The 26502-nt window shown below is 68.6% G+C and carries 23 protein-coding genes; 11 read left to right on the top strand and 12 right to left on the bottom strand.

Annotation, left to right across the window (positions count from 1 at the left end; translation table 11 throughout):
- Positions 1-446 precede the first annotated feature (446 nt).
- Positions 447-1124: a Fic family protein gene (locus BI335_RS21855; RefSeq protein WP_229119497.1), complete on the top strand. Its 678-nt coding sequence runs from the start codon at positions 447-449 to the stop codon at positions 1122-1124.
- Between the two features lie 211 nt (positions 1125-1335).
- On the opposite strand, the gene glnA is transcribed toward BI335_RS21855, so the two are convergent.
- From glnA to BI335_RS08090, 3 genes are all read right to left on the bottom strand, one after another.
- Positions 1336-2757, bottom strand: a complete 1422-nt coding sequence (gene glnA, locus BI335_RS08080) for a type I glutamate--ammonia ligase (RefSeq protein WP_094430164.1) — start codon at positions 2755-2757, stop codon at positions 1336-1338.
- A 260-nt stretch (positions 2758-3017) separates the two neighbouring features.
- A complete protein-coding gene (locus BI335_RS08085) occupies positions 3018-3347 on the bottom strand; it encodes a nuclear transport factor 2 family protein (protein WP_094356438.1) in 330 nt (109 codons plus the stop codon).
- 29 nt (positions 3348-3376) lie between these two features.
- Entirely contained in the window at positions 3377-4132 is a 756-nt protein-coding gene (locus BI335_RS08090; RefSeq protein ID WP_094430166.1) for an SDR family oxidoreductase, read from the bottom strand.
- A 67-nt stretch (positions 4133-4199) separates the two neighbouring features.
- Here BI335_RS08090 and BI335_RS08095 point away from each other — a divergent pair, with 67 nt between their 5' ends.
- The 3 genes from BI335_RS08095 (at position 4200) to BI335_RS08105 (ending at position 5967) form a co-directional block, all read left to right on the top strand.
- Positions 4200-4883: a TetR/AcrR family transcriptional regulator gene (locus BI335_RS08095; RefSeq protein WP_094430168.1), complete on the top strand. Its 684-nt coding sequence runs from the start codon at positions 4200-4202 to the stop codon at positions 4881-4883.
- Between the two features lie 45 nt (positions 4884-4928).
- Positions 4929-5360, top strand: a complete 432-nt coding sequence (locus BI335_RS08100) for an RDD family protein (RefSeq protein WP_229117924.1) — start codon at positions 4929-4931, stop codon at positions 5358-5360.
- Between the two features lie 76 nt (positions 5361-5436).
- Positions 5437-5967 carry a hypothetical protein gene (locus BI335_RS08105; RefSeq protein WP_094430170.1) on the top strand — a complete coding sequence of 177 codons (531 nt, stop codon included), beginning with the start codon at positions 5437-5439 and terminating at the stop codon, positions 5965-5967.
- Between the two features lie 9 nt (positions 5968-5976).
- Here the strand turns inward: BI335_RS08105 and BI335_RS08110 are convergent, their stop codons facing one another.
- The 9 genes from BI335_RS08110 to BI335_RS08150 all read right to left on the bottom strand — a co-directional run bounded on the left by BI335_RS08110 (position 5977) and on the right by BI335_RS08150 (position 15885).
- Positions 5977-6756 (bottom strand): FadR/GntR family transcriptional regulator, encoded by a 780-nt coding sequence (locus tag BI335_RS08110; protein WP_094430172.1) that lies wholly within the window; start codon positions 6754-6756, stop codon positions 5977-5979.
- A gap of 42 nt (positions 6757-6798) precedes the next feature.
- Positions 6799-8436 (bottom strand): amidohydrolase, encoded by a 1638-nt coding sequence (locus BI335_RS08115; RefSeq protein ID WP_094430174.1) that lies wholly within the window; start codon positions 8434-8436, stop codon positions 6799-6801.
- 36 nt (positions 8437-8472) lie between these two features.
- The gene (locus BI335_RS08120; protein ID WP_094430176.1) at positions 8473-9336 is read right to left on the bottom strand and encodes an enoyl-CoA hydratase/isomerase family protein; all 864 of its coding nucleotides are present in this window, start codon (positions 9334-9336) and stop codon (positions 8473-8475) included.
- Between the two features lie 12 nt (positions 9337-9348).
- Positions 9349-10269 (bottom strand): NAD(P)-dependent oxidoreductase, encoded by a 921-nt coding sequence (locus BI335_RS08125; RefSeq protein WP_094356445.1) that lies wholly within the window; start codon positions 10267-10269, stop codon positions 9349-9351.
- 198 nt (positions 10270-10467) lie between these two features.
- Positions 10468-12279, bottom strand: a complete 1812-nt coding sequence (locus BI335_RS08130) for an ABC-F family ATP-binding cassette domain-containing protein (protein ID WP_094430178.1) — start codon at positions 12277-12279, stop codon at positions 10468-10470.
- 21 nt (positions 12280-12300) lie between these two features.
- A complete protein-coding gene (locus BI335_RS08135) occupies positions 12301-13092 on the bottom strand; it encodes a DUF4191 domain-containing protein (protein ID WP_094356447.1) in 792 nt (263 codons plus the stop codon).
- Positions 13093-13114: 22 nt separating this feature from the next.
- On the bottom strand, positions 13115-14083 hold the full coding sequence (gene lipA / locus BI335_RS08140; protein ID WP_094430180.1) for a lipoyl synthase: 969 nt from the start codon (positions 14081-14083) through the stop codon (positions 13115-13117).
- 42 nt (positions 14084-14125) lie between these two features.
- Positions 14126-14932 carry a hypothetical protein gene (locus tag BI335_RS08145; protein WP_094430182.1) on the bottom strand — a complete coding sequence of 269 codons (807 nt, stop codon included), beginning with the start codon at positions 14930-14932 and terminating at the stop codon, positions 14126-14128.
- On the bottom strand, positions 14929-15885 hold the full coding sequence (locus tag BI335_RS08150; protein ID WP_229119501.1) for an ABC transporter ATP-binding protein: 957 nt from the start codon (positions 15883-15885) through the stop codon (positions 14929-14931). The genes BI335_RS08145 and BI335_RS08150 overlap by 4 nt, the downstream gene beginning before the upstream one ends.
- Before the next feature lie 88 nt (positions 15886-15973).
- Between BI335_RS08150 and BI335_RS08155 the strand changes: the two genes are divergently transcribed.
- The 7 genes from BI335_RS08155 (at position 15974) to BI335_RS08185 (ending at position 26367) form a co-directional block, all read left to right on the top strand.
- Entirely contained in the window at positions 15974-17803 is a 1830-nt protein-coding gene (locus tag BI335_RS08155; protein WP_094356451.1) for an N-acetylglutaminylglutamine amidotransferase, read from the top strand.
- Positions 17800-19479 (top strand): N-acetylglutaminylglutamine synthetase, encoded by a 1680-nt coding sequence (gene ngg, locus BI335_RS08160; RefSeq protein WP_094430187.1) that lies wholly within the window; start codon positions 17800-17802, stop codon positions 19477-19479. The genes BI335_RS08155 and ngg overlap by 4 nt, the downstream gene beginning before the upstream one ends.
- 168 nt (positions 19480-19647) lie before the next feature.
- Positions 19648-21096, top strand: a complete 1449-nt coding sequence (locus tag BI335_RS08165) for an MFS transporter (RefSeq protein ID WP_094430189.1) — start codon at positions 19648-19650, stop codon at positions 21094-21096.
- Positions 21097-22602: an FGGY family carbohydrate kinase gene (locus BI335_RS08170; protein ID WP_094430191.1), complete on the top strand. Its 1506-nt coding sequence runs from the start codon at positions 21097-21099 to the stop codon at positions 22600-22602.
- Positions 22599-24275, top strand: coding sequence for a glycerol-3-phosphate dehydrogenase/oxidase (locus tag BI335_RS08175; protein ID WP_094430194.1), 1677 nt, complete (start codon positions 22599-22601; stop codon positions 24273-24275). Before BI335_RS08170 ends, BI335_RS08175 begins: the two co-directional genes overlap by 4 nt.
- Complete coding sequence (locus BI335_RS08180; RefSeq protein ID WP_094430196.1) at positions 24272-25789, top strand: FAD-binding oxidoreductase; 1518 nt, start codon at positions 24272-24274, stop codon at positions 25787-25789. The genes BI335_RS08175 and BI335_RS08180 overlap by 4 nt, the downstream gene beginning before the upstream one ends.
- Entirely contained in the window at positions 25786-26367 is a 582-nt protein-coding gene (locus BI335_RS08185) for a glycerol-3-phosphate responsive antiterminator (protein WP_172421785.1), read from the top strand. Before BI335_RS08180 ends, BI335_RS08185 begins: the two co-directional genes overlap by 4 nt.
- Positions 26368-26502: the final 135 nt, after the last annotated feature.

Below are 26502 nucleotides of genomic sequence, written 5' to 3' on the forward strand. Positions count from 1 at the left end.
ACAAAGTGGTGCAAGGTTCGTTCATGCACCATGCTGCGCAGGAGTTCGCCATTGGCGTCGAGCCGCGCGAGTGGGACCGTGACCCGGACCGGACCGGGCCGGTCGCGTCGGCAGCGGCTGGCGGCCCGCGGGCGCTACCAGGCCGCGATACCCGCGACGATCACCCGACTGACCCCTGTGCTCGACGGCCCGGTGCAGGCTGAAGCCGAGGATGCCGTCCGGGAGGTGGCCCGTTTCGACGCCGAGGTGACTGTGCGGGCGGCCGAGCGGGCCCACGGCCAGGGGTCACCAGCGCGGTCGAGGTGGCACCACTGGCCTCGGTCCTGCTGCGGACCGAATCGGCGTCCTCCTCCGAGATCGAAGGAATCACCGCGGGCGCCCGCGCCCTCGCACTCGCCGCGGTCCAGGCGAAGGTCGGCCCGAATGCGCGGCTGGTCACGGCCAACGTGGTCGCCACGCAGCGCGCGATCGAACTCGCCGATGACATCAGCATCGGTTCGATCCTGGCCGCCCACGACGCGTTGTTGGCTGGACACGAGTACGCCGCTCCCGGGCAGTTCCGCGAGGTGCAGGTCTGGGGGGGCATGGCAGACCTGATGGCCTTCGTCCAACGGGCCGACCTTCCGGTCCTGATCCAGGCGGCGATCGCGCATGCACAGTTCGAGACGATCCATCCCTTCAACGATGGAAACGGCCGCGTCGGCCGGATGCTCGTGCAGGCGATGTTGCGCCGCGCCGATGTCACGCGCCGGGTGACGCTCCCGGTATCCGCCGGATTGCTCGCCGATACGGGGGCCTATTTCGCCGCGCTGACCGATTACCGTGCCGGCGAGATCGAGCCGATCGTTCGCCAGTTCACCGAGGTCTCGTTCCGTGCGGTGAACAATGGCCGCCTGCTGGTTGACGAGTTGGAGGGGATTCATGATGCCTGGCTGGATCGGCTGCCGTCGCGTCGCGGCTCGGCGGCACGGCGGTTGCTGCCGCACCTGCTCAACCAACCGGCGGTGACCGTCGGTCACGTGGAAGCCGTGACCGGTGTCGCACTGTCCGCCGCACAGCGGGCCGTGCAGCAACTGGAGGATGCCGGAATCATCGCTGGATCGAACGTGTCCCGCGGCCGGTGAGGTCATCGACGCCCTGGACGCCTTCGCGGAGCGAGCCGGGCGTCGAGGCTGAGTGCTCCTGCAACCTCAAGGGCAACACATCATCGCTCCGGTGTGCTGAACGAACGAGCCGGCCCCCACCAGATGGTGGGAGCCGGCTCCATGCTTCAGGTTCTTGCGGACCTGTCTGCGGACCAGGCGAAGTGCAGGTGACTCCGACCAGCCAGGTCACTCACATGTCGTAGTACATCTCGAACTCGTGCGGGTGCGGGCGCAGCCGGATCGCGTCGATGTCGGCGCGCTTCAGGTCGATCCAGCTCTCGATCAGGTCGCTGGTGAAGACGTCGCCGGCGAGCAGGAACTCGTGGTCGGTCTCCAGCTTGTCCAGCACCGCGTCGAGCGAGGCGGGCACGGTGTTGATGTCGGCGTGCTCGTCCGGGGGCAGCTCGTAGAGGTCCTTGTCGACCGGCTCGGCCGGTTCGATCCGGTTCTCGATGCCGTCCAGGCCGGCGAGCAGCATCGCCGAGAACGCCAGGTAGGGGTTGGACGACGGGTCCGGGCAGCGGAACTCGACGCGCTTGGCCTTCGCGTTGGAACCGGTGATCGGGATCCGGATGCAGGCCGAGCGGTTGCGCTGGCTGTAGACCAGGTTGACCGGCGCCTCGAAACCCGGCACCAGGCGGTGGTAGGAGTTCACGGTCGGGTTGGTGAACGCCAGCAGGCTCGGGGCGTGCTTGAGCAGGCCGCCGATGTACCAGCGCGCCAGATCGGACAGCCCGGCGTACCCGCCCTCGTCATAGAACAGCGGCTCGCCACCGTTCCAGATCGAGGAGTGCACGTGCATGCCGGAGCCGTTGTCGCCGAAGATCGGCTTCGGCATGAAGGTGGCGGTCTTGCCGTTGGCCCAGGCGGTGTTCTTGACGATGTACTTGAACTTCATCACATCGTCGGCGGCCTTGAGCAGGGTGTCGAAGCGCCAGTTGATCTCGGCCTGGCCGGCGGTACCCACCTCGTGGTGCGCCCGCTCCACCTCGAGACCCAGGTTTTCCATGTGCAGAACGATTTCGTCGCGCAGGTCACCGAAGTGGTCGGTCGGCGCGACGGGGAAGTAGCCGCCCTTGTACTTGACCTTGTAACCGCGGTTGCCGCCGTCCTCCTCGCGGCCGGTGTTCCAGGCACCCGCCTCGGAGTCGATGTAGTAGAAACCGGCGTTCTGCTTGGTCTCGAAACGCACGTCGTCGAAGACGTAGAACTCGGCCTCCGGGGCGAAGTAGGCGGTGTCACCGATACCGGTCGACTGCAGGTACGCCTGCGCCTTGCGCGCGATGTTGCGCGGGTCGCGGCTGTAGGGCTCCTTGGTCAGCGGATCGTGCACGAAGAAGTTCACGCACAACGTCTTCGCCTGCCGGAACGGATCGACGTACGCCGTCGTGGGGTCGGGGAGCAGCGACATGTCCGACTCGTGGATCTTCTGGAAACCACGCACCGAGGAACCGTCGAAGTTCAGCCCCTCGGAGAACACGGAGTCGTCGAAGGCCTTGGCTGGGACAGTGAAGTGCTGCATGACGCCGGGCAGGTCGCAGAAGCGGATGTCGACCATCTCGACATCTTCGTCCTTCAGATACTTCTGAAGGTCTTCGGCACCTTGGAACATGGTTTCCTCCATCGGAACGATTGCTGACTGCCCTCAACCTAGGGCGGTGGCGTTTCCGGTGCTTTGCGCAAATGTTTCAGCCGTGTAACAACCAACGGGGGCTCCGCCCGCGCGCTGCAGCGGGGGGGGGGGGGCTCCACCACCGGGGGCGTGCGCCAGGACATGCAGTAGTCGCAGGTTTCCATGATCAAACCCAGTGGGACTGGGTTTGTCGGGGCCTCGAGATCGACTACTGCATGTCCCAGCGTTCGCGGTTGCGGTCAGCCCTCGCGGATCGTCATCTTCTTCAGCTTGTCACCGGCGACCTGGAAGGTGAACCGGCTGCGGCCGTTGGCGTAGTTGCTGCGCCAGTCGCCGATCACCACGAGGTCCTCGCCGTCGGTGGAGACCTCCTCGGGGGAGAGGGTGCCCTCGGAGCCGATGAACTCCTTGTCGCTCCAGCCCTTGATCTGCTGGCGGCCGGTGAAGGTCCGGCCCCAGTCGTCGACGGCGCCGTCGTCGGTGAAGGCGTCCAGGAACGCGCTCTCGTCGTGCCGGTTCACCGCCTCGATGAACGAGGCCACGGGCTCGGGAATGGTCGGTTCGGTCATATCTGTCTCCTGTCGTTCGGATCTGGTGATCAGCGGGTGGTGTAACCGCCGTTGGCGAAGACCGTCTGGCCGGTGATCCACCAGCCCGGACCGGCCAGGAAGAGCACCAGCGGGGCGATGTCCTCGATCTTGGTGAGCTGGCCGCCGAGCGCCTGCGACTTGTGGAACTCGACCCGCTCCGGGGTCTCCTGGCCGTAGAAGAACGGGGTGTCCATCGGGCCCGGGGCGACCGAGTTCACCGAGATGCCGCGCTCGGCGAATTCCTTGGAGGCGGCCCGGGTGAAGTGCTCGACCGGGCTCTTCCCGCCGGCATAGGTGGAGTAGCCGTCGGTGAAGGCGGCCAGCAGGGCGGTGACGATCGTGATGACCTTGCCGTTGTCGGCCAGCTGCTTGCCGGCCTCCTTGATGAAGAAGTACGCCGCCTTGGAGTTGATGTCGAACATCGAGTCGTATTCCTCCTCGGTGGTCTCGACGATCGGCTTGCGCAGCACCTTGCCGACGGTGTTCACCGCGACATCGAGCTGCCCCAGTGCCTCGGTCGCATCGGTGAACAGCTTCTCGACGTTCGCCGGCCTGGTCAGATCGCCGGAGAGCACCACGCCGCGGACGCCGGCCTGCTCGATCTCGGCCAGGGTCTTCTCGGCCTCCGGCCTGCTGGAATCGGAGTTGTAGTGGATCGCGACGTTCGCACCGGCCCGGGCGGCCTCCCGGGCGATCAGTCCGCCGAGGTTCTTCGCGCCACCGGCGATCAGCACGTTCTTGCCCTTGAGAGTGTGTTCGGCCATCTTGGTCTCCCTCGTATAGCTGTGTGATGCAACGCTATATCAGCGCTACAGACGCTAATGTAGCACCATGACAGAGGATGTCCGAAGCGATACACGAAGCCGGTTGTTGAATGCCGCGGCCGACCTGATCGCCGCGTCCCCCGGCGAAGAGGTGTCGCTGCGGGCGGTCTGCGACGCGGCCGGGGTCAAGATGCCGACGCTCTACCACTTCTTCGGCAGCAAACAGGGCCTGATCGACGCCGTCATCGAGCGCGGTTTCGACATGTATCTGGGGGCCAAGGCCGCCGCCGAATCCTCCGGTGACCCGATCCAGGATCTCCGCGCTGGCTGGGACTCCCATGTCGCCTTCGGGCTCGCGAACCCCGGCTTCTACACCCTGATGTACGGCAAGGTGCGGCCCGGATACTCTCCCGCGGCCCAGGCCCGGGCCAGCGACATGCTGCGGGCGATCACCCGGCAGGCGGCGGACCAGGGCCGGCTGGTTGTCTCCGCCGAGCAGGCGGCCGCCCACGTGCTGGTCACCAACATCGGGGTGACGCTGCGCCAGATCGTGCTGGCCCGCGCCGATCGGAAGCTGTCGGTCGGCGTACGCGAGGGAGCGATCGCCGCCATCACCGGCAGCGCCCGGTCCGAGGATCCGCAGGTCGCCACCCGCTCGCTGATCGAACGGGCGGCCGCGAACCCCGAGGTGCTGGGCCCGGTGGAGACCCGCCTGTTCATCGAATGGGCGCAGCGCCTGGACCGCGCCTGATCCGCGCACCGGGGGCGAGTGCGGGCGCCCCGGTAGACTCGCCCCGTGAGCGCACCGACCGAATCCGTGGAAGCCTGGCCCGGAGAAGAACTCGGGCTGCCCGAGGCCGGTCGCGGCTCGTTGGCCAGCTGGCGCGCCCGGATCACCGCGATCGTCCTCGACTGGGCGATCTGCTCGGTGGCCGCCTGGGCGATCTTCGGGCCCTTGGCGATGCGGGGCGGCAGCTGGCGCTCCTTCACCACTCTCGGCCTGTTCTTCGTGATGTCGACCCTGCTCACCACCTTCATCGGTGGCACCGTCGGCCAGCTGATCACCCGGATCGCGGTCGTCCGGCTGGACCACCAGCCGCTGGGCTTCCTGCGGGCGCTCGCGCGGGCGGTGCTGGTCTGCCTGGCGCTGCCGGCGATGGTGATCGGTGCGCACCGCCGCGGGCTGCACGATCTCGCCGTCGGCACCGTCGTGGTCAACCGCCGCTGAGCGAACTCTCACCCACCGATCCGGCGGAACCGCGCCACACCGGGCGTACCGACCCCTCCTTTGACAGACTGGTCAGGTGACCGGACTCCGACTGCCGCTGGCCCTGGCTGGGGTGGCGTTGCTGCTCACCGGCTGCGCCGGTCAACCCGGTCAGGTCTCCCGCTCGGCCTCCGATGCCGGCGGCCGCAGCGTCGTCGGGATGGCCCGGCGCAGCGACGGTTCGCTGGTGATGGTCACCGCCTGGTGCCTGGGGGAGCGCACCGAGGAACCGCGGATCGCCACCTGGGACGGGCGCGTCGGCGAGGAGTTGTACGCCGCCAGCGGACCCAGCAGCGATCCGGTGACCGTGCACGAGGTGGGGCGGCCGGCGCCGGGTTTCACGCTGCGCAGCAACCGGCCGCTGCCGACCGGGCGGACCCTGGTCGCGCACAACGCGGGGGAGCGGCAGGAGCTGTTCCGGCAACGCGCCTATCCCTCGACGGTGGCGGTGTTCGATCTCGGTGACCTGCCCACCAGCGACGACCCGGTACCCGAACGGCTGATCACCGGGGAGCGGCAGCGGACCACCGCGGAGTTGCTGATCGCCGGCAAGTGCGCGAACGGCTGAGCGCCCCGGTCAGTCCCGGCTGGCCAGCTGCAGATGCTGGGCCATCACATAGTGGTGGTGCAGCACCGCGATCCGGCCGGCCTCCTCGTCGCGATTGCGGACCGCGTCCAGGATCGGGGTGTGCAGCGCCACGATGCCGTTGATCGCGGCGGGTTGCAGCCACTTCGGCACCGTCCCGTCGCTGATCCAGGACCGGTATTCGTAGTTGATCAGCGTCTCGTGGATGCTCTCGTAGATCGAGGACAGATAGGGATTGTGCCCGGCTCGCACCAGGGTGGCGTGGAAATGGGTGTCCGCGCTCATCCAGGCGGCGGTGTCCCCGGCATTCGCGATCATCTCCTGCAGCGCGCGCTCACCGGCCGCCACCTCGTCCTCGCTGCCGACCTCGATGGCCCGGGTGATGCCGACCGTCTCCAGCCAGAGCCGCAGATCGGCCAACTGCCCGACCGACTGTTGGTTGAGATTGAGCATCAGGTCCACCGAGGCGGCCAGGCTGAACTCGGGCTTGCGGCGCACGTACGCCCCGGAGCCGCGGCGGGACTCCACCAGCCCCTTGACCACCAGGATCCGGATCGCCTGACTCACCGTGGGTCGGCTGGTCCCGGTCAACTGCACCAGGTCCCGCTCCGAGGGGAGCCTGGTGCCCTCGGTCAGGCAGGCGGTGACGATCAACTGCTCGATGTGAGCGGCGATCTCGTCGGCGGAGACCGGTTCGCCCTCGGGTCGCTCGGTGAGGCGACGCAACGGCTCCCAGATCTCCGCCCCGTCGACGTTCTTCACCCGGACCATCGGCTCAGCCTATCGCCACCAGGGCAACGATTGCGGGCATCGTCACCCGACCAGCTCGATGAACGCGGGGGCGGCATGGGTGATCCGGCCGCCGACCATGGTCAGCTCGCTGCGCAGCTCCCGCAGCTCCTCGATCGAACAGCTGAACGGGTCCATGGTCGGTACGCAGAGGTCGGCGTCGAAACCCGGTGCGAGCCGGCCCCGGGTGTCCTCCTCGCCGCTGAACCAGGCGCTGTCGCGGGTGTACGCCGCGATCGCGTCGAAGCGGGAGAGCCGGTCGTGCTCCGCGCGCCGGGTCCGCCCGTCGATCGACTCACCGGACACCAGCCAGGCGATCGAGGTCCACGGATACCAGGAGTTGGCGCGGGTGCCGTCGGTGCCCGCGCCGATCTGGATCCCGAGCCGCTTCATCGCCCCGATCGGCGGGGCGGCGTCGGCCCCGTCCTGACCCCACAGATCCACATAGTCGGCGCCCTGCAGCACCATCCGGTTCTGCACCTGGATCCCGGCCCCGAGCGCGGCGATCCGGCGCAGGTTCGCCTCCGAGGCCTCGTCGGCGTGCACGATCGACCAGCGCAGGTCGCTGACCCGGCCGCCGCTCTCCCGGTCGACGAGCTCCCAGGCATCGAGAATCCGGCTCAGGGAGTTGTTCAGCACCGCATGCACCGACAACCGCCAACCGTGCTCGACCGCCATCCGGCAGATCTCGACCAGTTCGGAGTGGGCGTCGTCGGCGATCGTGAAGTCGGGGTCGAAACCCTCGAAGTCGTGGCAGGCCATGTGAGGCATCTCGCCGAGCCCGGCGAGCTTGAGCATGCCGTCGCCGAAGTCCGGTTGGGAGAGCAGGGTGAGCTGCTCATAGTCGTGCACCTCGTCCCCGCGGCTCCAGGCGCAGATGTAGAGCCGGAAGCGGACCCCCAGCCCGCCGCGGCGCCACAGTTCATAGAGCGCGTCATAGTCGTGCGGGGTGACCTGGAAGCCGCCGGCGTCGACGACCCCGGTCAGGCCGTGCGCGGCGAACTCGCTGATCATCGCCGCCGTCGCCTGCACCGCCGTCTCCAGCGGGAGGTCCAGGGTGAGCGCATTCGGCCGGGCGTACGCCGCCGGGCCGCGTACCTCACCGGTGAGCCGGCCGTCGTCGTCGCGCAGGAACTCGGCCCCCGGTGGGGGCTGGGTTTCATCGTCCCAGCCGACCGCGGCGAGTGCGGCCGAGTTCAGCACCGCCCGGCCATAGAGCTCCTGCAGATAGACCGGATGCACCGGTGCGATCTCGTCAAGTTGTTCCCTGGTTGGCATTCCGGCGTCGCTGAACTGCCGTTCGTGCCAACCGCCGATCACGCTGATCCACTCCCCGGGGGCGCGCGCGGCGACCGCATCCCGCACACTGGCCAGGGCTTCCGCCTGGCTGCGGATGCCCTCCCACTGCAGGCAGGTGCCCCACCCGACCCCGCCGCGCACGGCGTGGATGTGGGAATCGTTCAGCCCCGGCAGGACCGAGCGGCCGCCGAGATCGATCGTCCGGGCCGCGGTCTCGGCGAGCGCCGCGAGCTCCTCGTCGGAACCGATCGCCAGGACCCTGCCGTCCCGGATCGCGATCGACTCGGCTGTGGGCACCTCGCTGTCGAAGGTGGTGATCCGGGCGTTGCGGAGAACCAGGTCCGCGCTGACTTCTTGGTTCATGGTTGGCCCCTTGAACTGCCTTGCCGGGTGTGCCGACTAGTTGTCGAAGTTGTTCTTCCGGCCTTCGCGCACGTAGTCGTTGGAGTTGCTGATGTGGTCGCGGCCGTGGTGGCTGCCGGCGCCGGCGACGTGGCCGAACATCTGGATGCCGAAACCGCCGTCCAGGTCGTTGACGATGCGCTGCTTCCAGGGCCGGCGGACGATCTGGGTGGTCAGCCGGCGCAGGGTGCGCGGCTGGGTCATGATGTGGTCCGCGATCGTGTACCCGCGGGCGATCAGGTCCTCCCGCGGCACCACCTCGTTGACCATCCCGTAGTCGAGTGCCCTGTCGGCGTCGATCGCCTCACCGGTGAGCAGGGCGTACGCCCCGCGCTTGGTGCCGAGCACCTCCAGGAAGGCGCTGTGGATGCCGTCACCGGGAACCGAACCGATGTTGTAGTGCAGGTCGAAGAAGACCGCACCCTCGGCGGCCAGGGTGATGTCGCACATCAGCACGATCTCGCTGTGGAAGCCGGATCCGTTGAACAGGCCGATGGTCGGGATCTCCAGATCGTTGACCAGCGAGCTGACGTTGATCCGACCGTCCTTGTAGGCGTATTCGTAGGCCCAGTAGGGCAGGTCGTCCTGCTCCAGCTGGAAACCCTCCGGATCGGAGTCCATCATGAACTCCTCGCCCGAGCCGGTGAGGATCAGCACCTCGTTCTTCGGATCGGCGCCGACGACCTTGAGCATCTGGCCGAGTGCCCGGTGGTTCTGCACGCTGAGCTGGACCGGGCCGCCCTGGGTGTGCATCTCCACCAGCAGGACGCCGTCGTCCCGGCGGGTCATCTTGAAGAAGTCCTTGAAGAACTCGCTGTACTCCTCGAACTCCGGGGTCGGGAGAAACTCCTGCAGAGACATGAGATTTTCCTTTCAGGACTGGGATTCGTCGGACTCGGCGGTCTGCGGTTCGAGCGTCAGTCCCGAGGAGGCGGCCTCGACCGCGAAGAGGGACAGGAAGTCGTCATCGCGGTAGCCGCGGCCGATCGCGGCCTGCAGCAGCTGGAAGACGCTGCCGGCCAGCGGCATCGTCACCTCGTGCTCGCGCGCGGCGGCCAGGCCGAGATCGAAGTCCTTGCGCAACAGCTCGGTGGTGAAGGTCGGGGTGAGATCCAGCGACAGCATGTCGGGGGTGCGCCGGCGCACCCATTCGGTGCCCAGCACGGTGTTGTTCAGGAACTCCAGGAACGCCGCGCGCGGCACCCCGGCCTTCTCCGCCAGCGTGGTGACCTCGGAGACCGACTGCACGATCAGGCCGAGGTAGAGGTTGTGGCAGAGCTTGACCAACCGGGACTGCTCGTCCTCACCGGCGTGCACCGACGCCTTGCCGATCGCCTCGAGGTAGGGGCGTACCTTCTCGTAGGTCTCCTCGGGTCCGGAGGCGACCATCACCGAGGTGCCCTCGTCGACCATGTGCGGGTTGCCGCTGATCGGGGCGGCGAGGAACTCCGAACCGGCCGCGACCACGGCGTCGCGGATCTTCTTGGAGGTCTCGGTGTTCACCGTGGAGCAGTCCACGATCACCTGGGGCTTGTTGGATCCGCTCAGCAGGCCGTTCTCACCGAGCACGACCTCCTCCAGGTCCTTCGGGGTGGACACCATCACGAAGACGACATCCTGATCGGCCAGTTCGCCGATCGTGTCGGCCACGGTGGCGCCGTCGGCCTGCAGGGCCTCGGCCTTGGACCTGGTGCGGTTCCAGACGGCCACCTTGTGCTCGGCGGCGAGCAACCGCCGCGCCATCGCCGATCCCATCCGGCCGGTGCCGAGCCAGCCAAGCGTGTGTGCAGTCACGGTGTGCCTCTTCCTCAAACATCGTTGTAGTGGACTAGCCACAATGGTAGAGGCCGCACACGGCTAGTCAAGAGCAGCGTAGAACTGACCGTCTGGGAATTGGCTTGTCCCGCAGGATTTTGTGCCCGCGATACCAATGCGGGCGCGGGGTATGTGCTCGGTCTCGGCGTCGAGGGACGTCTAAAATGGATAAGCCACTCAGGACTCGACCAGCTCGGCCACGGCCAGCCAGTCCTCCTCGAGCTGGTCATGCTCGGCCTGCAACCGGTCCGCCTCGGCCTGCAGTTCGGCGAGCCGCTGGTAGTCGCTCGCCGCCTCCGCCATCTGGCCGTGCAGGGCGTCGATCCGCCCCGACAGCCTGGCCAGCTGCTGTTCCAACCGGGCCAGGTCCTTCTTCGCCTGGCGCAGTGCGGCCGCCGACGGCCCGGCCGGCGCCGACGGTTGCGCGGCCGCCGACCGCTCGGTGCGCTGGGGACCCGATTGCGGACGACTGCGGCGATGATCCAGATACTGCTCGACCCCACCGGGCAGCAGCACGCAGCTGCCGTCACCCATCAGCGCATAGGTCACATCGGTGACCCGCTCCAGGAAGTAGCGGTCGTGGGAGACCACGATCAGCGTGCCCGGCCAGGAATCGAGATAGTCCTCGACGACGGTCAGGGTGTCGATGTCCAGGTCGTTGGTCGGCTCGTCGAGCAGCAGCACATTGGGTTCGCTCATCAGCAGCCGGAGCAGCTGCAACCGACGCCGCTCACCGCCGGAGAGGTCACCGATCCTGGTGGTCAGCCGGTTCCCGGTGAAGCCGAACTCCTCCAGCAGTTGGGAGGCGCTGGCCTCCCGCCCGGTGGCCAGCCTGGTCTCGGCCTTCAACCGGTTGACGTTGTCCAGCACCCGGTCGCCGTCGTCCAGTTCGCGGACCGCCTGGGTGAGGTGGCCCAGCCGCAGCGTCTTGCCCTGTTTGACCCGGCCGGAGCCGGGGGAGAGCTCACCGGACAGCAGTTTGAGCAGGGTGGTCTTGCCGGCGCCGTTCACCCCGACCAGCCCGATCCGATCCCCGGGGCCGATCGACCAGTTCAGGTGGTCGAAAAGCACCCGGCCGTCGGACCCGGGCGCATCGGGCAGGGCATAGCTCATCTCGGTCAGGTCGAAGACATCCTTGCCGAGCCGGGTGACCGCGAACCGTTCCAGGGCGAGCTTGTCCCGCGGCGGCGGGACGTCTTCGATCAGCCGGTTCGCCTCCTCGATCCGGAACTTCGGCTTGGAGGTGCGCGCGGGGGCACCGCGCCGCAGCCAGGCCAGTTCCTTGCGGACCAGATTCTGTCGGCGGGCCTCGTTGGCGGCGGCCTGCCGGGAGCGTTCCGCGCGGGCCAGGGTGTACGCCGCATAGCCGCCCTCGTAGGCGTCCACGACGCCGTCGTGCACCTCCCAGATCCGGGTGCAGATCGCGTCCAGGAACCAGCGGTCGTGGCTGACCACCAGCATCGCCACATCGCGCTGCTGCAGGGTACGCAGGTGTTCGGCCAGCCAGGCGACGGCTTCCACGTCCAGGTGGTTGGTCGGCTCGTCGAGGACCAGCAGGTCGTGCTGGCCGAGCATCACCGCGACCAGCGCGGTACGCCGGCGTTCACCGCCGGAGAGCCGGCCGAGCTCGGCGTCCAGGTCGATGTCGGCGAGCAGGTGCTGGACCACACCGCGGCGGTAGCTGTCGGCGGCCCAGACGTGGTCGGGCTGACCGTCCACGATCACCTCGCGGACGGTGGCGCTGGGGGCGTACGAATCGACCTGGTCGAGGCTGCCGATCGACACGCTGCCGGTGCGGGTGACCCGCCCGGAGTCCGGCTCGATCCGGCCGGTCAGCGCACCCAGCAGGGTGGACTTGCCGTCGCCGTTGCGGCCGACGACACCGATCACATCACCGCGGCCCAGCCCGACCGAGACCTCATCGAGGATGGTCCGGGTGCCATAGACCTTGCTGATCTTCTCGGCGTTGACGAGGTTGGCTGCTGGCACGAGGAACCAGTCTAGCCGGGGTCAGCGGCCCCGCATGCCCTTGCGGGCGCCCTTCATGTTGGTCGGCATCGGGCCGCGGGGGACCGGCACCTTCGGGCGGACCGCGTCGATCGCGCGGAGCCGGTTGCGGACGTCGGTGACCTGATGCGCCTGCAGCGTCTTGGGCAGCTTCTTCACCGCGTTGGCCAGCTTGTCGTTCGACACCTGGCCGGGCTTGTCACCCATCTGGAAGGTGGAGATGACCACCCCGGAGATGAACTTCTCGTGCTTGCGCTCCTCGCTGGCCAGCAGCTGCTTGGCCCGGTTCGGGTCGCCCTCGGAGACCAGAACGATCCCGCCCGGGCCGATCGCCCGGTGCACCACATCCTGGTGCTTGGTGGCCGCGATCACCGGATCGTGCACCCACTTGTTGCCGAGCATCTGCAGCGCCACCTCGGCCGAGCCGACCTGGCCGGCGTACCGCTTGAAGGTCGCCTTCTTGGTGCGGTTGGTGAGCAGCAGCAGCGCCAGCAGGATGCCGAGCATGATGCCGGTGAGCACGAACATGATCCAGGAGAAGACCGAGCCTCCGGCGAACAGCAGCGCGATCACCACGGCCAGCACGATCGGCACAGCGAAGGCCCCGAGCAGCAGCCAGGGCAGCGGTTTGTCGTACTCGTGGGTCAGCTGGTACGCCCGGTAGATCTGCCGGAACCGGCCCATCTCGTTGGGGTCGGTGGTCGTGCGGCGGCGTTCCTTCGCCGCCCGGCGCGCGGCCCTGGCGTCGGCCTTCGCCTGTGCCTGGGCCTGCTTCGCGCTCTGCTTGTCGGCCATGGTCTCTCTCTGGTCGTGGTTCCTAGGCGGTACGCCGGGTGTCCCGAGCGGCGTACTCGTCGTCGGATCGGCTCCGCCGATCCAGGGCCTCACGATAGAGCCGACCGGCCCGGTAGGACGAACGCACCAGCGGCCCGCTCATCACGCCCGCATAGCCGATCGCCCGCGCCTCGTCGGCCAGCTCGGTGAACTCGTCGGGGGTGACCCAGCGCTCGATCGGGTGGTGCAGCTGGCTCGGGCGCAGGTACTGGGTGATGGTGATGATCTCGCAGCCGGCGTCGTAGAGGTCCTGCAGCGCCTGGCTGACCTCCTCGCGGGTCTCACCCATGCCGAGGATCAGGTTGGACTTGGTGACCAGCCCGGCGTCGCGGGACTGGGTGAGCACGTCGAGGGAGCGTTCGTAGCGGAAACCGGGACGGATCCGCTTGAAGATGCGCGGCACGGTCTCCACATTGTGCGCGAACACCTCCGGCTGCTGCTCGAACAGCTGCTGCAGCAGCTCGGGGCGGCCGTTGAAGTCCGGCGCCAGCATCTCCACACCGACGCCCGGGTTGAGCTCGTGCACCCGACGGATCGTCTCGGCGTACAACCAGGCCCCCAGATCGGGCTGGTCGTCGCGGCAGACGCCGGTGATGGTGGCGTACTTCAGGCCCATCGTCTGCACGTTCTCGGCCACCCGCAGCGGCTCACCGGTGTCGTAGGCCTCGGGCTTCTTCGACTCGATCTGGCAGAAGTCGCAACGCCGGGTGCAGGAGTCGCCACCGATCAGGAAGGTGGCCTCGCGGTCCTCCCAGCACTCGAAGATGTTCGGGCAACCGGCCTCCTGGCAGACCGTGTGCAGGCTCTCGTCCTTGACGAGTTTCTGCAGTTCGCGGTACTGCGGCCCCATCTTCGCGGTGGTCTTGATCCACTTCGGCTTCTTCTCGATCGGGGTCTGCGCATTGCGCACCTCGAGCCGGAGCAGCTTGCGTCCTTCGGGCGTTACAGTCACCCCGCCATGGTACGCCGAGAGTTCCGGTGGTACGCCGGGCGTTCAGTTGACATCGCGACGGGCGAACACGAGGCCGCCGACCGCGACGACGGCGGCCATGATCAGCAGCCAGCCGAAACCGGCCAGTGCGATCGGGGAATAGTCGAAGTAGAGATCGGCTCGCGGTGCGCTGCCCGGCATGTGCGGCAGACCGTTGACCGGGGCACGGGTGAGAAGGAACTGCCCGAGCACCCGCTCCGGGCCGAACCAGTCATCATGATCGGTGTTCATGGAGTTGATCAACCAGGCCTGCGTCATCATCAGCACGAGGTAACCCAGCAGGATGCCGAGCGCGCTGAGGGTGCTCCGCCCGATGATGGCGGCCACCAGGCCGAGGATCGCGAAGCTCGCCGCCGTGACCGCGATCCGCACCGCGAGTCCGACCAGTTCCTGCAGCGTGCTGCCGGATCCTGGTGTCCGCAGGTGCTGCAGGCCGAGCAGAACCAGGGCGAACAGCAGTGCGAAGCCGAAGGACGGCAGGGCCACCGTCACCACCTTCGCCAGATAGACCGGGACCCGCCGTGGCGTGAACGTCAGCCAGGTGCCGAGCACCCCGCTGGAGAGTTCGGAACCGGCGTAGGAGGCCGCGGTCCAGTAGGCCAGCGCCGAGGCGAACAGGGCGACCACCATGAGCGTGTTCACCCCATCATTCATGTTCATCGCCGGGCGCGGGACCTGGTCGTAGAACCGATTCGGGGTGCCGGTGGCCCACCCGATCAGGACGATCAGGACCGACGCGGTGAGCGCACCGATCCAGGTGACCGGGCGGGTCAGGAAGCGTTCCAACTCCGGGCGCAACAGGGTGCTCATACAGACCTCCAGGGACCGGTGACGAAGGGTTCGGGGGTGCTGGTCAGCTCGAGGAAGCGTTCCTCCAGCGAGGTGCGGATCGGGTGCAGCTCCTCCACCCACAGGTCGTGTTCGGCCAGTTGCCGGCTGATCGCCGCCGGCGGCTGGTCCCCGGTCGCCTCGACGCCCCTGGGGCGTACCGCGACCGCCCAGCCGTGCGTACGCAGCACCGCCGCGGCCCGCTCCGGCTCGGCGACCCGCACCCAGATGCCGCTCAGCCGGTCCCCGAGCACGTCGGCCAGGGTGCCCTCTGCCAGCGCCCGGCCGGCGCGGATCACGGTGACCGAGTCGACGACCTGCTCCAGTTCGCCGATCAGGTGGCTGGAGACCAGGACCGCCCGGCCCTGATCGGCGAGCGCGCGCATCGTCTGCCGCATCTCTCGGATGCCGGAGGGGTCGAGGCCGTTGGTCGGCTCGTCGAAGATCAGCACCTGCGGATCCTTGAGCAGGGTGGCCGCGACCGCGAGTCGCTGCTTCATGCCGAGCGAGTAGTGGGCGTACCGGTCCCGGGCGCGTTCGGTGAGCCCGACGTGCTCGAGCACCGCATCGACGCGATGAGCGGGCTGACCGATCGAGGCGGCCAGCAGTCGCAGGTTCTTGCGGCCGTCGAACTCGTTGAAGAACCGGGGCCGCTCGACGATCGCGCCGACCTGACCGATGATCTGCGGCAGCTGCTGCGGCACCGGGCGACCCAGGATCCGCATCGTGCCGGCGTTCGCGCGGACCAGACCGACCAGGGCGCGGATGGTGGTCGATTTGCCGGCCCCGTTCGGCCCGAGGAACCCGTGCACGCCACGGCGCGGGACGCGCATGGTCAGCCCGTCGAGGGCCAGCCGGTCGCCCTGCCGCCCACCGAAGCTCTTGACCAGCCCATCCACCTCGATGGCCCACTGGCCGGTGCCGCTCTCGCTCATGGTCACACCACGCATTGTGCGCGCCGAAAGGTTCTGTCCGTCGGTCGATTGGTTCCACCCACCGGGTGGCCCGCTAGGCTGGTGCCCCATGTGCGGCCTGGCTGGAGAGATCGCGTTCCACCGAGCAGCCGACGTGTCCGCGGTTGCCGCGATGACACGACGGTTGGCCCCTCGCGGCCCCGATGGACAAGGGGTCTGGTCGCAGAACCAGGTGGCCCTCGGTCATCGCCGGCTGTCGATCATCGACCTCAGTCCCTCCGGCACCCAGCCGATCCACGACGCCCAGCTCGGGTTGACGATCGCGTTCAACGGCTGCATCTACAACTACCGGGAACTGCGTGCCGACCTGGCCGGGCGCGGCCATCGGTTCGCCTCGCACTCCGACACCGAGGTGGTGCTCAAGGGGTACGCCGAGTGGGGCCCGGCGGTGGTCGACCGGTTGCAGGGGATGTTCGCGTTCGCGATCGCCGAACGCGATTCCGGGCGGGTGCTGCTGGTCCGTGACCGGCTCGGCATCAAGCCGCTCTACTGGGCCGAGGTCGATGGCGCGATCCGCTTCGCCTCCACCCTGCCCGCGCTGCTCGAGGGCGGCGGGATCGATGACACGGTGGACCCGGTGGCGCTGCAGCACTATCTGAGTTTCCACTCGGTGGTGCCCTCGCCGCGGACGATCCTGGCCGGGGTGCACCGGTTGCCGCCGGCGACCATCATGACCATCGAACCCGACGGTCGGCGGCAGGAACAGACCTACTGGGAGGCCGATTTCAGCCGCGACGATGCCCGCAGCGACTGGAGCGAACGCGACTGGGAGGACGCGGTGCTCGCATCGCTGCGCACCGCGGTCGAGCGCCGGCTGGTCGCCGATGTCCCGGTCGGCTGCCTGCTCTCCGGCGGGCTGGACTCCTCGCTGATCGTCGGGCTGCTGGCCGAGGCCGGTCAGCACGGCCTGAAGACCTTCTCGATCGGCTTCGAATCCGCGGGTGGCCAGGAGGGCGACGAGTTCCGCTACAGCGACATCATCGCCCGCGAGTACGACACCGATCACCACCAGATAAGGATTTCCGCCGATCGGATGCTGCCGGCGCTGGACGGTGCGATCGAGTCGATGAGCGAGCCGATGGTGAGCCATGACGTGGTCGCCTTCTATCTGCTCAGCCAGGAGGTCAGCAAGCACGTCAAGGTGGTGCAGTCCGGGCAGGGCGCCGATGAGATCTTCGCCGGTTACCACTGGTATCCGCCGATGGCGGCGGCCGCTGACGGGGATGTCGACGACGCCCTGCGCCGCTACCAGAAAGCCTTCTTCGACAGGGATCGCGCCGGTCTGGATGCACTGATCGCACCGGACTGGCAGATCGGGGCGTACGCCGCCGAGGATTTCGTCCGGGACCACTTCGCCGCACCGGGGGCCGCGACCGCGACCGACCGGGCGCTGCGGCTGGACACCCGGGTGATGCTCGTCGACGATCCGGTGAAGCGGGTCGACAACATGACGATGGCCTGGGGCTTGGAGGGCCGGGTGCCGTTCCTGGACCACGAGCTGGTCGAGCTCGCCGCCACCTGCCCGCCGGAGCTGAAGACCGCCCACGACGGCAAGGGGGTGCTCAAGCAGGCGGCCCGCCGGGTGATCCCGGCCGGGGTGATCGACCGGCCGAAGGGCTATTTCCCGGTACCGGCGCTGACCCATCTGTCGGGGCGGCCGCTGGAGCTGGTCCGCGATGCGCTGCACGCGCCGGCGGCCAAGGAGCGTGGGTTGTTCCGACCGGAGGCGATCGACGCGCTGCTCGCCGCACCCAACGAGCGGCTGACACCGCTGCGCGGGAATCCGCTGTGGCAGATCGGTCTGCTGGAGCTGTGGCTGCAGCGGCACGTGGACCGCGCCGGTGAGGGTGCGGCCAATCCGGACGGAATCGGCGCGTGAGCAGCGCTCCCGTGGAGACCGGACGCGATGTGGTGCTGGATCTCGGCTGGGGGCGGCTGGTCTTCGGCAACACCTTCGCCAGTCACGACCAGCTCGGCGATCTGCTCCGCGACGAGGCCACCGGACGCCGCGACTGCTGTGTCTATCTGCCCGATGCGCACGTGTTCATCGCGCAGCATCCGCAGGAGTTCTTCATCGACCCGAGCCTGACCTATCGGCTCAGCTTCGGTGCCGAACAGCAGGACCCGGGGTACGCGGAATTGCCTGCCCTGCTGGAGATCCGGCCGGCCCGGGACCGCGACGACCTGGCCGCGATGAACGCCATCTACGGCCGTTGCCAGATGGTGACCGCCGATATCGACGGGATGGCGCGACAGCTGGACACCGAGCAGGTGCTCTATCTGAACGCGGTGGACAGCACCAGCGGCCAGATCATCGGCACGGTCACCGGGGTCGACCACGCGGCGCTGTGGGGGGACCCGGAGCGCGGTTCCAGCCTGTGGTGCCTGGCGGTCGATCCGCAGGCCACCGTCCCCGGGGTCGGGGCGGCGTTGACCCGGGCCCTGGTCGCGGCCTTCGCCGAGCGGGGGCTGCGGCGGATGGACCTGTCGGTGCTGCACGACAACACCGCCGCGATCGGCCTCTACGAGCGGATGGGCTTCGCCAAGGTGCCCGAGCTGGTGGTGAAACGCAAGAACGCGATCAACGAGCGGCTGTTCGCCGGCGGGCCACCGGAGGATCTGGACGCACTCAACCCCTATGCCCGGATCATCGCCGACGAGGCGCTGCGGCGCGGCATCCGGGTGATCGTGCTGGACGCCGGGACCGGCTATCTGCAACTCGAATACGGCGGGCGGACGGTGATCACCCGCGAGTCGCTGTCGCAGTACACCACCGCAGTGGCGATGAGCCGCTGCGACGACAAACGGGTCTCCCGCCGGGTCGTCGAGGAGGCCGGAATCCGCGTACCGCAAGGAAAAGTGGCGACCTTCGACGAGGCGGACCACGAGTTCCTCGCCGAGGTCGGCACGGTCGTGATCAAGCCGGTACGCGGTGAGCAGGGGGTCGGGATCACCGTCCGGGTGACCACCGACGAGCAGTTGGACACCGCGCTCGGTCGCGCCGGTGGTCCCGGCACCGAGGTGCTGATCGAGGAGCACGTCGAGGGTGAGGATCTGCGTCTGGTGGTCATCGACGGGCAGGTCGCGGCGGCCGCGGTCCGCCGGCCCGCCGAGGTCGTCGGGACGGGGGAGCGGACCGTCCGCGAGCTGATCGAGGTGCACTCGCGCCGCCGCTCCCGTGCCTCCGGTGGAGAATCCCGGATTCCCCTTGATGAGTTGACGATCGCCACCGTCCGCGAGGAGGGCTGGGAACTCGACGACGTGCCCCCGGCCGGGGAGCGGATCCTGGTCCGCCGGACCGCGAACCTGCACACCGGCGGCACCATCCACGATGTCACCGACCAGGTGGCGCCGGAGCTCAAGGAGGCCGCGGTGACCGCGGCCCGGGCCATCGGCATCCCGGTGTCGGGGGTCGATCTGCTGGTCCCCGATGTGCGCGGCGGTGACTACGTCTTCATCGAGGCCAACGAACGCCCCGGCCTGGCGAACCACGAGCCGCAGCCGGTGGTGCAGCGCTTCCTGGACTATCTGTTCCCGGCCAGCGTGGCCCGCTGACATCGTCGTTCGCCCTGCCGGAGTGCCCCGTGAACCCTTGACAGCGTGAACCGGGTGCGCCGAGGATGGGCCCGCAGGGACCAGACGCCAAGACATCCTGCGCGGTCTTGGTGTGCCTGTCAGCAGGTGGCGCTCGGCCGCTCAGCCCGCTGACAGAGAGGTCAGAGCATGTCCTTGGCAGCCACACCGGCGCCCCCGACGACGATCCGGGGCGTGCACGACGTCATCCAGTTCACCAACTCCCGGCCACGGATCAGCGGTCGGGCCGGAGTCATCTGGTGGCTGGCGCTCGCAGGTCTGTTCCTCGACGCCTTCTCCAATTCTGCACTGAGCGCCGGTCTGGCGCCGATGACCAGGGACCTCCAGCTCTCCGCCGCGCAGGTCGCGCTGCTCACCTCGATGGCCTCCTGGATCTCGATCTTCTTCAATCCGATCGGTGGCTGGCTGGCCGACAGGTTCGGCCGGGTGATCCCGATCGTGGCCGCCAAGGTGCTCTACGTGATCGGTGCGGCGCTGGCCACCTTCGCACCCAGCTTCGAACTGGTCGTCGCCGGACGGTTCTTCGTCGGTGCCGCCTACGGCATGGACTTCGCGATCGCGATGGCGCTGCTCGGTGAACTGACACCGAAGAAGTTCAGCTCCCGGATCAACACCTGGCAGGGAATCTGGTACACCGCGGTGACCAGCAACCTGCTGCTCGCGTTGGCCTTCTACAACCTGGACGTCGGTGACGCGATCTGGCGCTATGCGATCGGTGCCACCGGGGTCGTCGCGATCCTCCTCTTCGTGCTGCAGTTGACCTTCCTGGTGGAGAGCCCGGCCTGGCTGGCCCGGCACGGGAACCTGGAGCGAGCCGCCGAGTCGATGACCAAGATGTATGGTCAGCCGTTCGTCGCCGCACCCGAGGGCGAACGACTGCCGATCATCAATCTGGCCAACAAGGGCATCCGCAACGTGCTGCTGATCTTCCGCGGCATCTATCTGCCCCGGACCGTGTTGGCCACCACGGTGCAGCTCGGCCAGTCCATCCAGTACTTCGCGGTCGGCTGGTACCTGCCGGTGATCAGCCTGGCGATGTTCGGCAACGACTTCGTCTCCGCCACCACCGGCACGATCGTGTTCAACCTCTTCGGCATCATCGGCGGTTTCGCATCCCCATGGATCGGGAAGAAGCTCGGGCTGCGGCGGGCCTCGGCGATCGGTTTCACCGTGGTGTTCGTGCTGCTGGTGATCCTCGGCCTCGGATTCCAGAAGATGCCGCTGTGGTTGGCCTTCCTGGTCCCGTCGCTGTTCATCCTGTTCCACTCCGGCGGCCCCGGTGCCAACGGCAAGTCGATCTCGACCCTGTCCTTCCGCAGCGAACTCCGCGCCGGTGCCAACGGGCTGATCGGAGCGATGGGCGGCCTCGGCGCAGCCCTCGGTCTCACCGTCTTCCCGATCTTCCGGGAGAACTACGGACTCGGCAACACATTCCTGATCCTCGCCGTCGTGCCACTGATCGCCGCCATCATCTGCTGGGTGGTGCGCTGGGAACCGACCCGCGCCGAGGTCGACGTCGATGAAGAGGCGGACGCGCCCGGCTTCAGCGACGAGCCGACCAGGACGAAGGTGATGTGAATGCCGGAGGTGATGCTCTCCATCGACGAAGGAACCAGCGGCACCCGAGCGGCGATCGTGGACGCCGACGGCCGGACCCACAACGAGCACTACCAGCGGCTGACCACCGACAGCCCGGCACCCGGTCTCGTCGAACAGGACGCGGCCCGGATCCTGAGCGCCACCCGCGACGTGCTCACCGCCACCTGGTCAGAGCACGACCCGACCCGGCACCAGGTGGTCGGGGTGGCGGTCAGCACGCAGCGGGCCACCGCCGTGCTCTGGGACACCGTCACCGGTGAACCGCTCACCCCCGCGGTGGTCTGGCAGGACACCCGTTACGCCACCGAGCTGGCCGAGGCGTACGCCGACAGCTGGGACGAACGGCTGCGCGCCCGCACCGGTCGACCCACCGGGGTGCGCTCGCCCTACCTGTGGGCCGCGCACCAGCTGCGGGAGAACCCGCGCGTCTGTCAGGCGTACGCCGACGGCCGGCTCGGATTCGGGACCATCGACACCTGGCTGATCTGGAACCTCTCGGCCGAACGGGCGCTGGTCACCTCGGCCACCAACGCGACCGCCGGGGGAGCGCTCGACCTGCGCGAGTTCTGCTATCTCGAGGATTGGCTCACCACACTGGGATTTCCGCCCGAACTCGCCCCCCGCCTGATCGACGACGCCGCGCCCGTCGGCACACTCGATGCCGAGCTCGTCGGCCGGCCGCTGCCGATCCTGGCGGCCGTCGGCGACCAGCACGCGGCGCTGGTCGGGCTGGGTTGCACCCACAGCGGCGATGCGATGGTGGTGCACGGCACCGGCAGCTTCGTCGACCTGTGCACCGGTGATGACTGGCCGGCAGCGGAGTCGGCGCCCGACGGCACGCTGGTGCTGACCGGGTGGCGGGCGGCCGGCCGATCCAGCTACACCCTGGAGACATTCGCGGCCGCCACCGGGTCGGCCCTCAGCTGGGCCTGCGACCGGCTCGGCTGGTTCGACTCGCCCGAACAGATGACCGAGATCGCTGCCAGCGTTGCCGATTCCGGCGGGGTCACCTTCCTGCCCAGCATCACCGGGATGCGCAGCCCGGTGATGGCGCCGCACGCCCGTGGCGCGTTGCGCGGGCTGAGCACCGCCACCACCGCGGCGCACGTCGCCCGGGCGATGGTGGAGGGGGTGGCGCACTTCGTCACCCAGGCCAATGAGGACAACGTCTCCACCGCCGCGGTGCGCCCGACGCGGATCAACGTCGGCGGCGGGCTCGCGGCCAGCGACCTGCTGCTGCAGGTGCAGGCCGACCTGATGGGGATCCCGGTGCATCGAGTGCGCGGCGCGGCCAGCGCCAGCCTCCGCGGGGCGGCGTACCTGGCGGGCAGCCAGCTGCCCGGTTGGCCGGCCCTGGGCGATCTGCCCGACAACACGCTGCGGGTCTTCGAACCCAGCATCTCGACGGCCGCCCGGCAGCGGGCCCGGTCCGCCTGGCGGGCCGTCGTCGACCAGGAAGTCCAACTCGGACGAGAGGAATCATGAAAAGGATCAGTCTTCCCGGGCGCCGGGAGAGCCGGCAGGCGAGAGAACTCGTGCTGGATCGCCCGGTGCCGTTCGACCGCAGCACCAACCTGGACCGGTTGGCCGCCGAGAGCTTCGACGTGGTCGTCGTCGGCGGTGGGATCACCGGTGCCTACACCGCACTGGACTGTGCACTGCGTGGCCTGCGGGTGGCGCTGGTGGAGAAGGACGACTTCGCCAGCGGCACCTCCTCCAAGTCCTCCAAGATGGTGCACGGCGGGCTGCGCTACATCGAACAGGGCAACCTTCCGCTGGTCCGGCATTCGCTGCTGGAGCGGCAGCGGTTGCGCGACAACGCCCCGCATCTGGTGCAGCGGCTGCCGTTCATGTTCCCGGTGCTGGCCCGCGGTGGTGCCCTGGATCCCCGGCTGGCCAGCGGGTTCGAGGCGTTGCTGTGGTCCTATGACGCGGCCGGTGGCTGGCGCGAGGGCCGCCTGCACCAGCGGTTGTCCCGCAATGAGGTGCTGGTCCGCTGCCCGACGCTGCGGGCCGAGGAACTGCGCTACGGATTGCTCTATTTCGACGCCCGCACCGACGACGCCCGGCTCACGCTCACCGTCGCCCGGACCGCCGCCCTGCACGGTGCCTGTGTGGTCAACCATGCCCGCCTCAGCGAGGTCTGCCGCAGCGGGGGACGGATCAGCGGGGTCGAGGTGCAGGCCGAGGATCGCACGATCACCGTGCCCACCCGGTGCGTGGTGATGGCGACCGGGGTGTGGTTGCGGGACTTCTCCGCGGCCGGGCCCGAGGCCGAGGTGCCACCGATCCGGCCCGCCAAGGGCGTCCATGTGGTGCTCCCGTGGCGGTTGATCCGCAATGACTGCACGGTCACCGTGCCGGTACCGGGACGGACCCGGCGGGCCACGATCACCCGCTGGGGGGACTACAGCGTGCTCGGCACCACCGATGAGGACTACCGGGGCGACCTGGACTCGGTGCACTGCACCAGCGAGGAGCGGGATTTCCTTCTGGAGGGGGCGAATTCTGCCCTCCGGGTCGATCTGAAACCCGAGGACATCACCGGTTCGATCGCCGGCTGCCGGCCACTGATCGCCCCACCCGGCGGCAAGACCCTGGAGGTCAGCCGGAACCACGAGATCCGGACCGATCCCGATGGTCTGGTCACCGTCGTCGGTGGCAAGCTGACCACCTCTCGGCACATGGCCGAACAGACCGTCGACGCGGTCAGCGCGGTCCTGGATCGCCGGACCCGCTGCCGCACGCAGAAGGCGCCGCTGGTCGGCGGCGTCGGTTTCGACCCGCAGGCGTCCCAGGCCACCGGTGGGCTCGCCGCCCATCTGGGGGAACGCTATGGCACCGAGAGCCACTTCGTCAGCGAGCTGCTCACCGAACCGGGCGCCGATGACCCGCTGGTGGCCGGATTGCCCTACATCCGGGCCGAGGCGGTCCATGCGGTGCGCCACGAGATGGCTCGCACGATCGATGACGTGCTGTCGCGCCGGACCCGGGCGCGGCTCTACCGCCGGGACGCCTCGGCCGAAGCCGCCGGTGCGGTGGCCGCGATCCTGGGTAGCGAACTCGGGTTGGACCAGGCCGCGCTGGAAGCGCAACTCGCGGCGTACCGGAACTCGACCGAACTCGAACGCAACATCCTGATGGGAGTCCACGAATGATCAGCGCAGAAGCGATTCGCCGCGGATACAACCACGGTCGATACACCGTCGGCGGACCGACCACGCCCGGTTGGGCGGTGCCGGACAGCACGGCGGGAGAGCACTCGCTGCAGACCGATCCGGTGGTCGTCCCCGACGAGGTGCTGGACGAGCTGCGGGCCACCGGGGCCACCGTCGCGACCACCGAGCGTGAACTGATCGACGGCACCCGGGACTGGTGGGCCCGTTCGATGATCGCCGAGACCTCGGGGAATCCAGCGACACCGGTCGGTGCGATCGTGCGGGTCGAGACCGAGCAGCAGGTGGTCGAGGTGCTCCGGATCGCCAGCAGCACGGGGATTCCGGTCACCGCCTCGGCCGGCCGATCCAATGTCACCGGTGCCGCGCTGCCGCTGCGGGGCGGGATCGTGCTGGACCTCTGCGCGCTCAACGAGATCACCGACCTGGACCGCACCAGCCAGATCGTCGAAGTCCAGGCCGGGATGTTCGGGGACGTCTTCGAGGAGCAATTGCAGCACCAGGGATTCACCACCGGCCACTGGCCGTCGTCGTTCGGGTTGAGCACCGTCGGCGGGTGGGTCGCCTGCCGCGGGGCCGGACAGTTGTCGACCCGCTACGGCAAGATCGAGGACATGGTGGTCGGGCTCGACGTCGTGCTGCCCGACGGCACCGAGCTGTCCCTGGGGCACAGCGCCCGCGCGGCCGTGGGGCCGGATCTGCGGGCCCTGTTCATCGGGTCCGAGGGCACCCTGGGGGTGATCACCCGGGTACGCCTCCAGGTGCACCGGCTGCCCAGCTATGCGCGGGCCTTCGCGTACGGCTTCGCCAGCTTCGCCGACGGGCTGGAGGCCTGCCGGGAGATCATGCAGCGCGGTGCGACCCCGGCGGCGCTGCGGCTCTATGACGAGTTGGAGAGTGGCCTGCAGTTCGATCTGCCGGACACCAACGTGCTGCTGGTCGCCGACGAGGGGCCACAACCCCTGGTGGATGCCGGCCTGCAGATCGCCGAGGAGGTCTGTGCCGAGACCGGCACCCGGCTGGACGGGGACGCGATCTTCGAACGCTGGTTGGAAACCCGGATGGTGACCGGCAAGAGTGCCGAGGGGTTCAAGGCCGACCCGGGCTTCGTGTCGGACACCCTGGAGATGACCGGCCGCTGGCGGGATCTGCCGGCGATCTATGACGAGGTGATCGAGGCGCTGACGTCGGTGCCGGGTACGCTCGCCGGCTCGGCGCACCAGTCCCACGCCTACGTCACCGACGGCTGTCTCTATTTCTCGCTGCGCGGCAAGGTCGAACCCGAGCGGCGGGCCGACTGGTACCGGGCGGCGTGGGATGCGGCCAATGAGGTGGTGCTGCGGCACGGGGCCACGCTGAGCCACCACCACGGGGTGGGCCTGCTGCGCGCGCCCTACATGCGGGAGTCGCTGGGTGAATCCTTCGCGCTGCTGGAGACCATCAAGCGGGTCGTCGACCTGGACAACCTGCTCAACCCGGGCAAACTGGGTCTGTGAGCGGACTCGCGCAACTGCAGCAAGCGGTCCGGCAGCATCCGGTGATCGGTGTGCTCTACGGGGTGGACAGCCTGCCCGCACTGCTCGGCTCGGACTGCCGGGCGGCCGTGGTGGCGAACATCGATCTGCTGCTGTTGCCCAAGGCGCTGGAAGTGCTGACCCAGCAGGGAATCCTCAGCATCGTCAACATCGACTCGATCCCGGGGCTGGCCCAGGATCGTGGCGGGGTGGACTATCTGCAGGCGCTCGGTGCCGTCGGTGTGGTGTCGACGCGGGGCTCGCTGATGCAGCGCATCCAGCACGCCAAGCTGTTGGCGATGCAGAAGGTGTTCGTGACCGACCGTTCGAACCTGCCGCGTGCCCTGGACTCGGTCCGCACCTCCCACCCCGATCTGGTCCAGGTGATGCCGGGGCCGGTGGTGCCGCGGATCGATCCGGAGGACCTGCGGGTGTTCGAACCGTTCATCGTCTCCGGTTTCGTCACCGACGAGAACGACGTGCGGGCCGCCCTGACCGCCGGTGCGATCGGAGTGACCAGTCACAGCACGGAATTGTGGGCGGCTACCCGATCGCCGTAGCGGTCTGTGGTGTCCGTTCAGAACGATCCCTTCTGCCTACCGTGTGTATGCAGAAAGGCATCGTTCTGCAGGCCTAACTGGAAGCGGTGGCGAGCCGATCGACGGACAACACCTGCCCGGGATGGACAACACCGA

It is taken from the genome of Enemella evansiae (assembly GCF_002250705.1).
Taxonomy (GTDB): Bacteria; Actinomycetota; Actinomycetes; order Propionibacteriales; family Propionibacteriaceae; genus Enemella; species Enemella evansiae.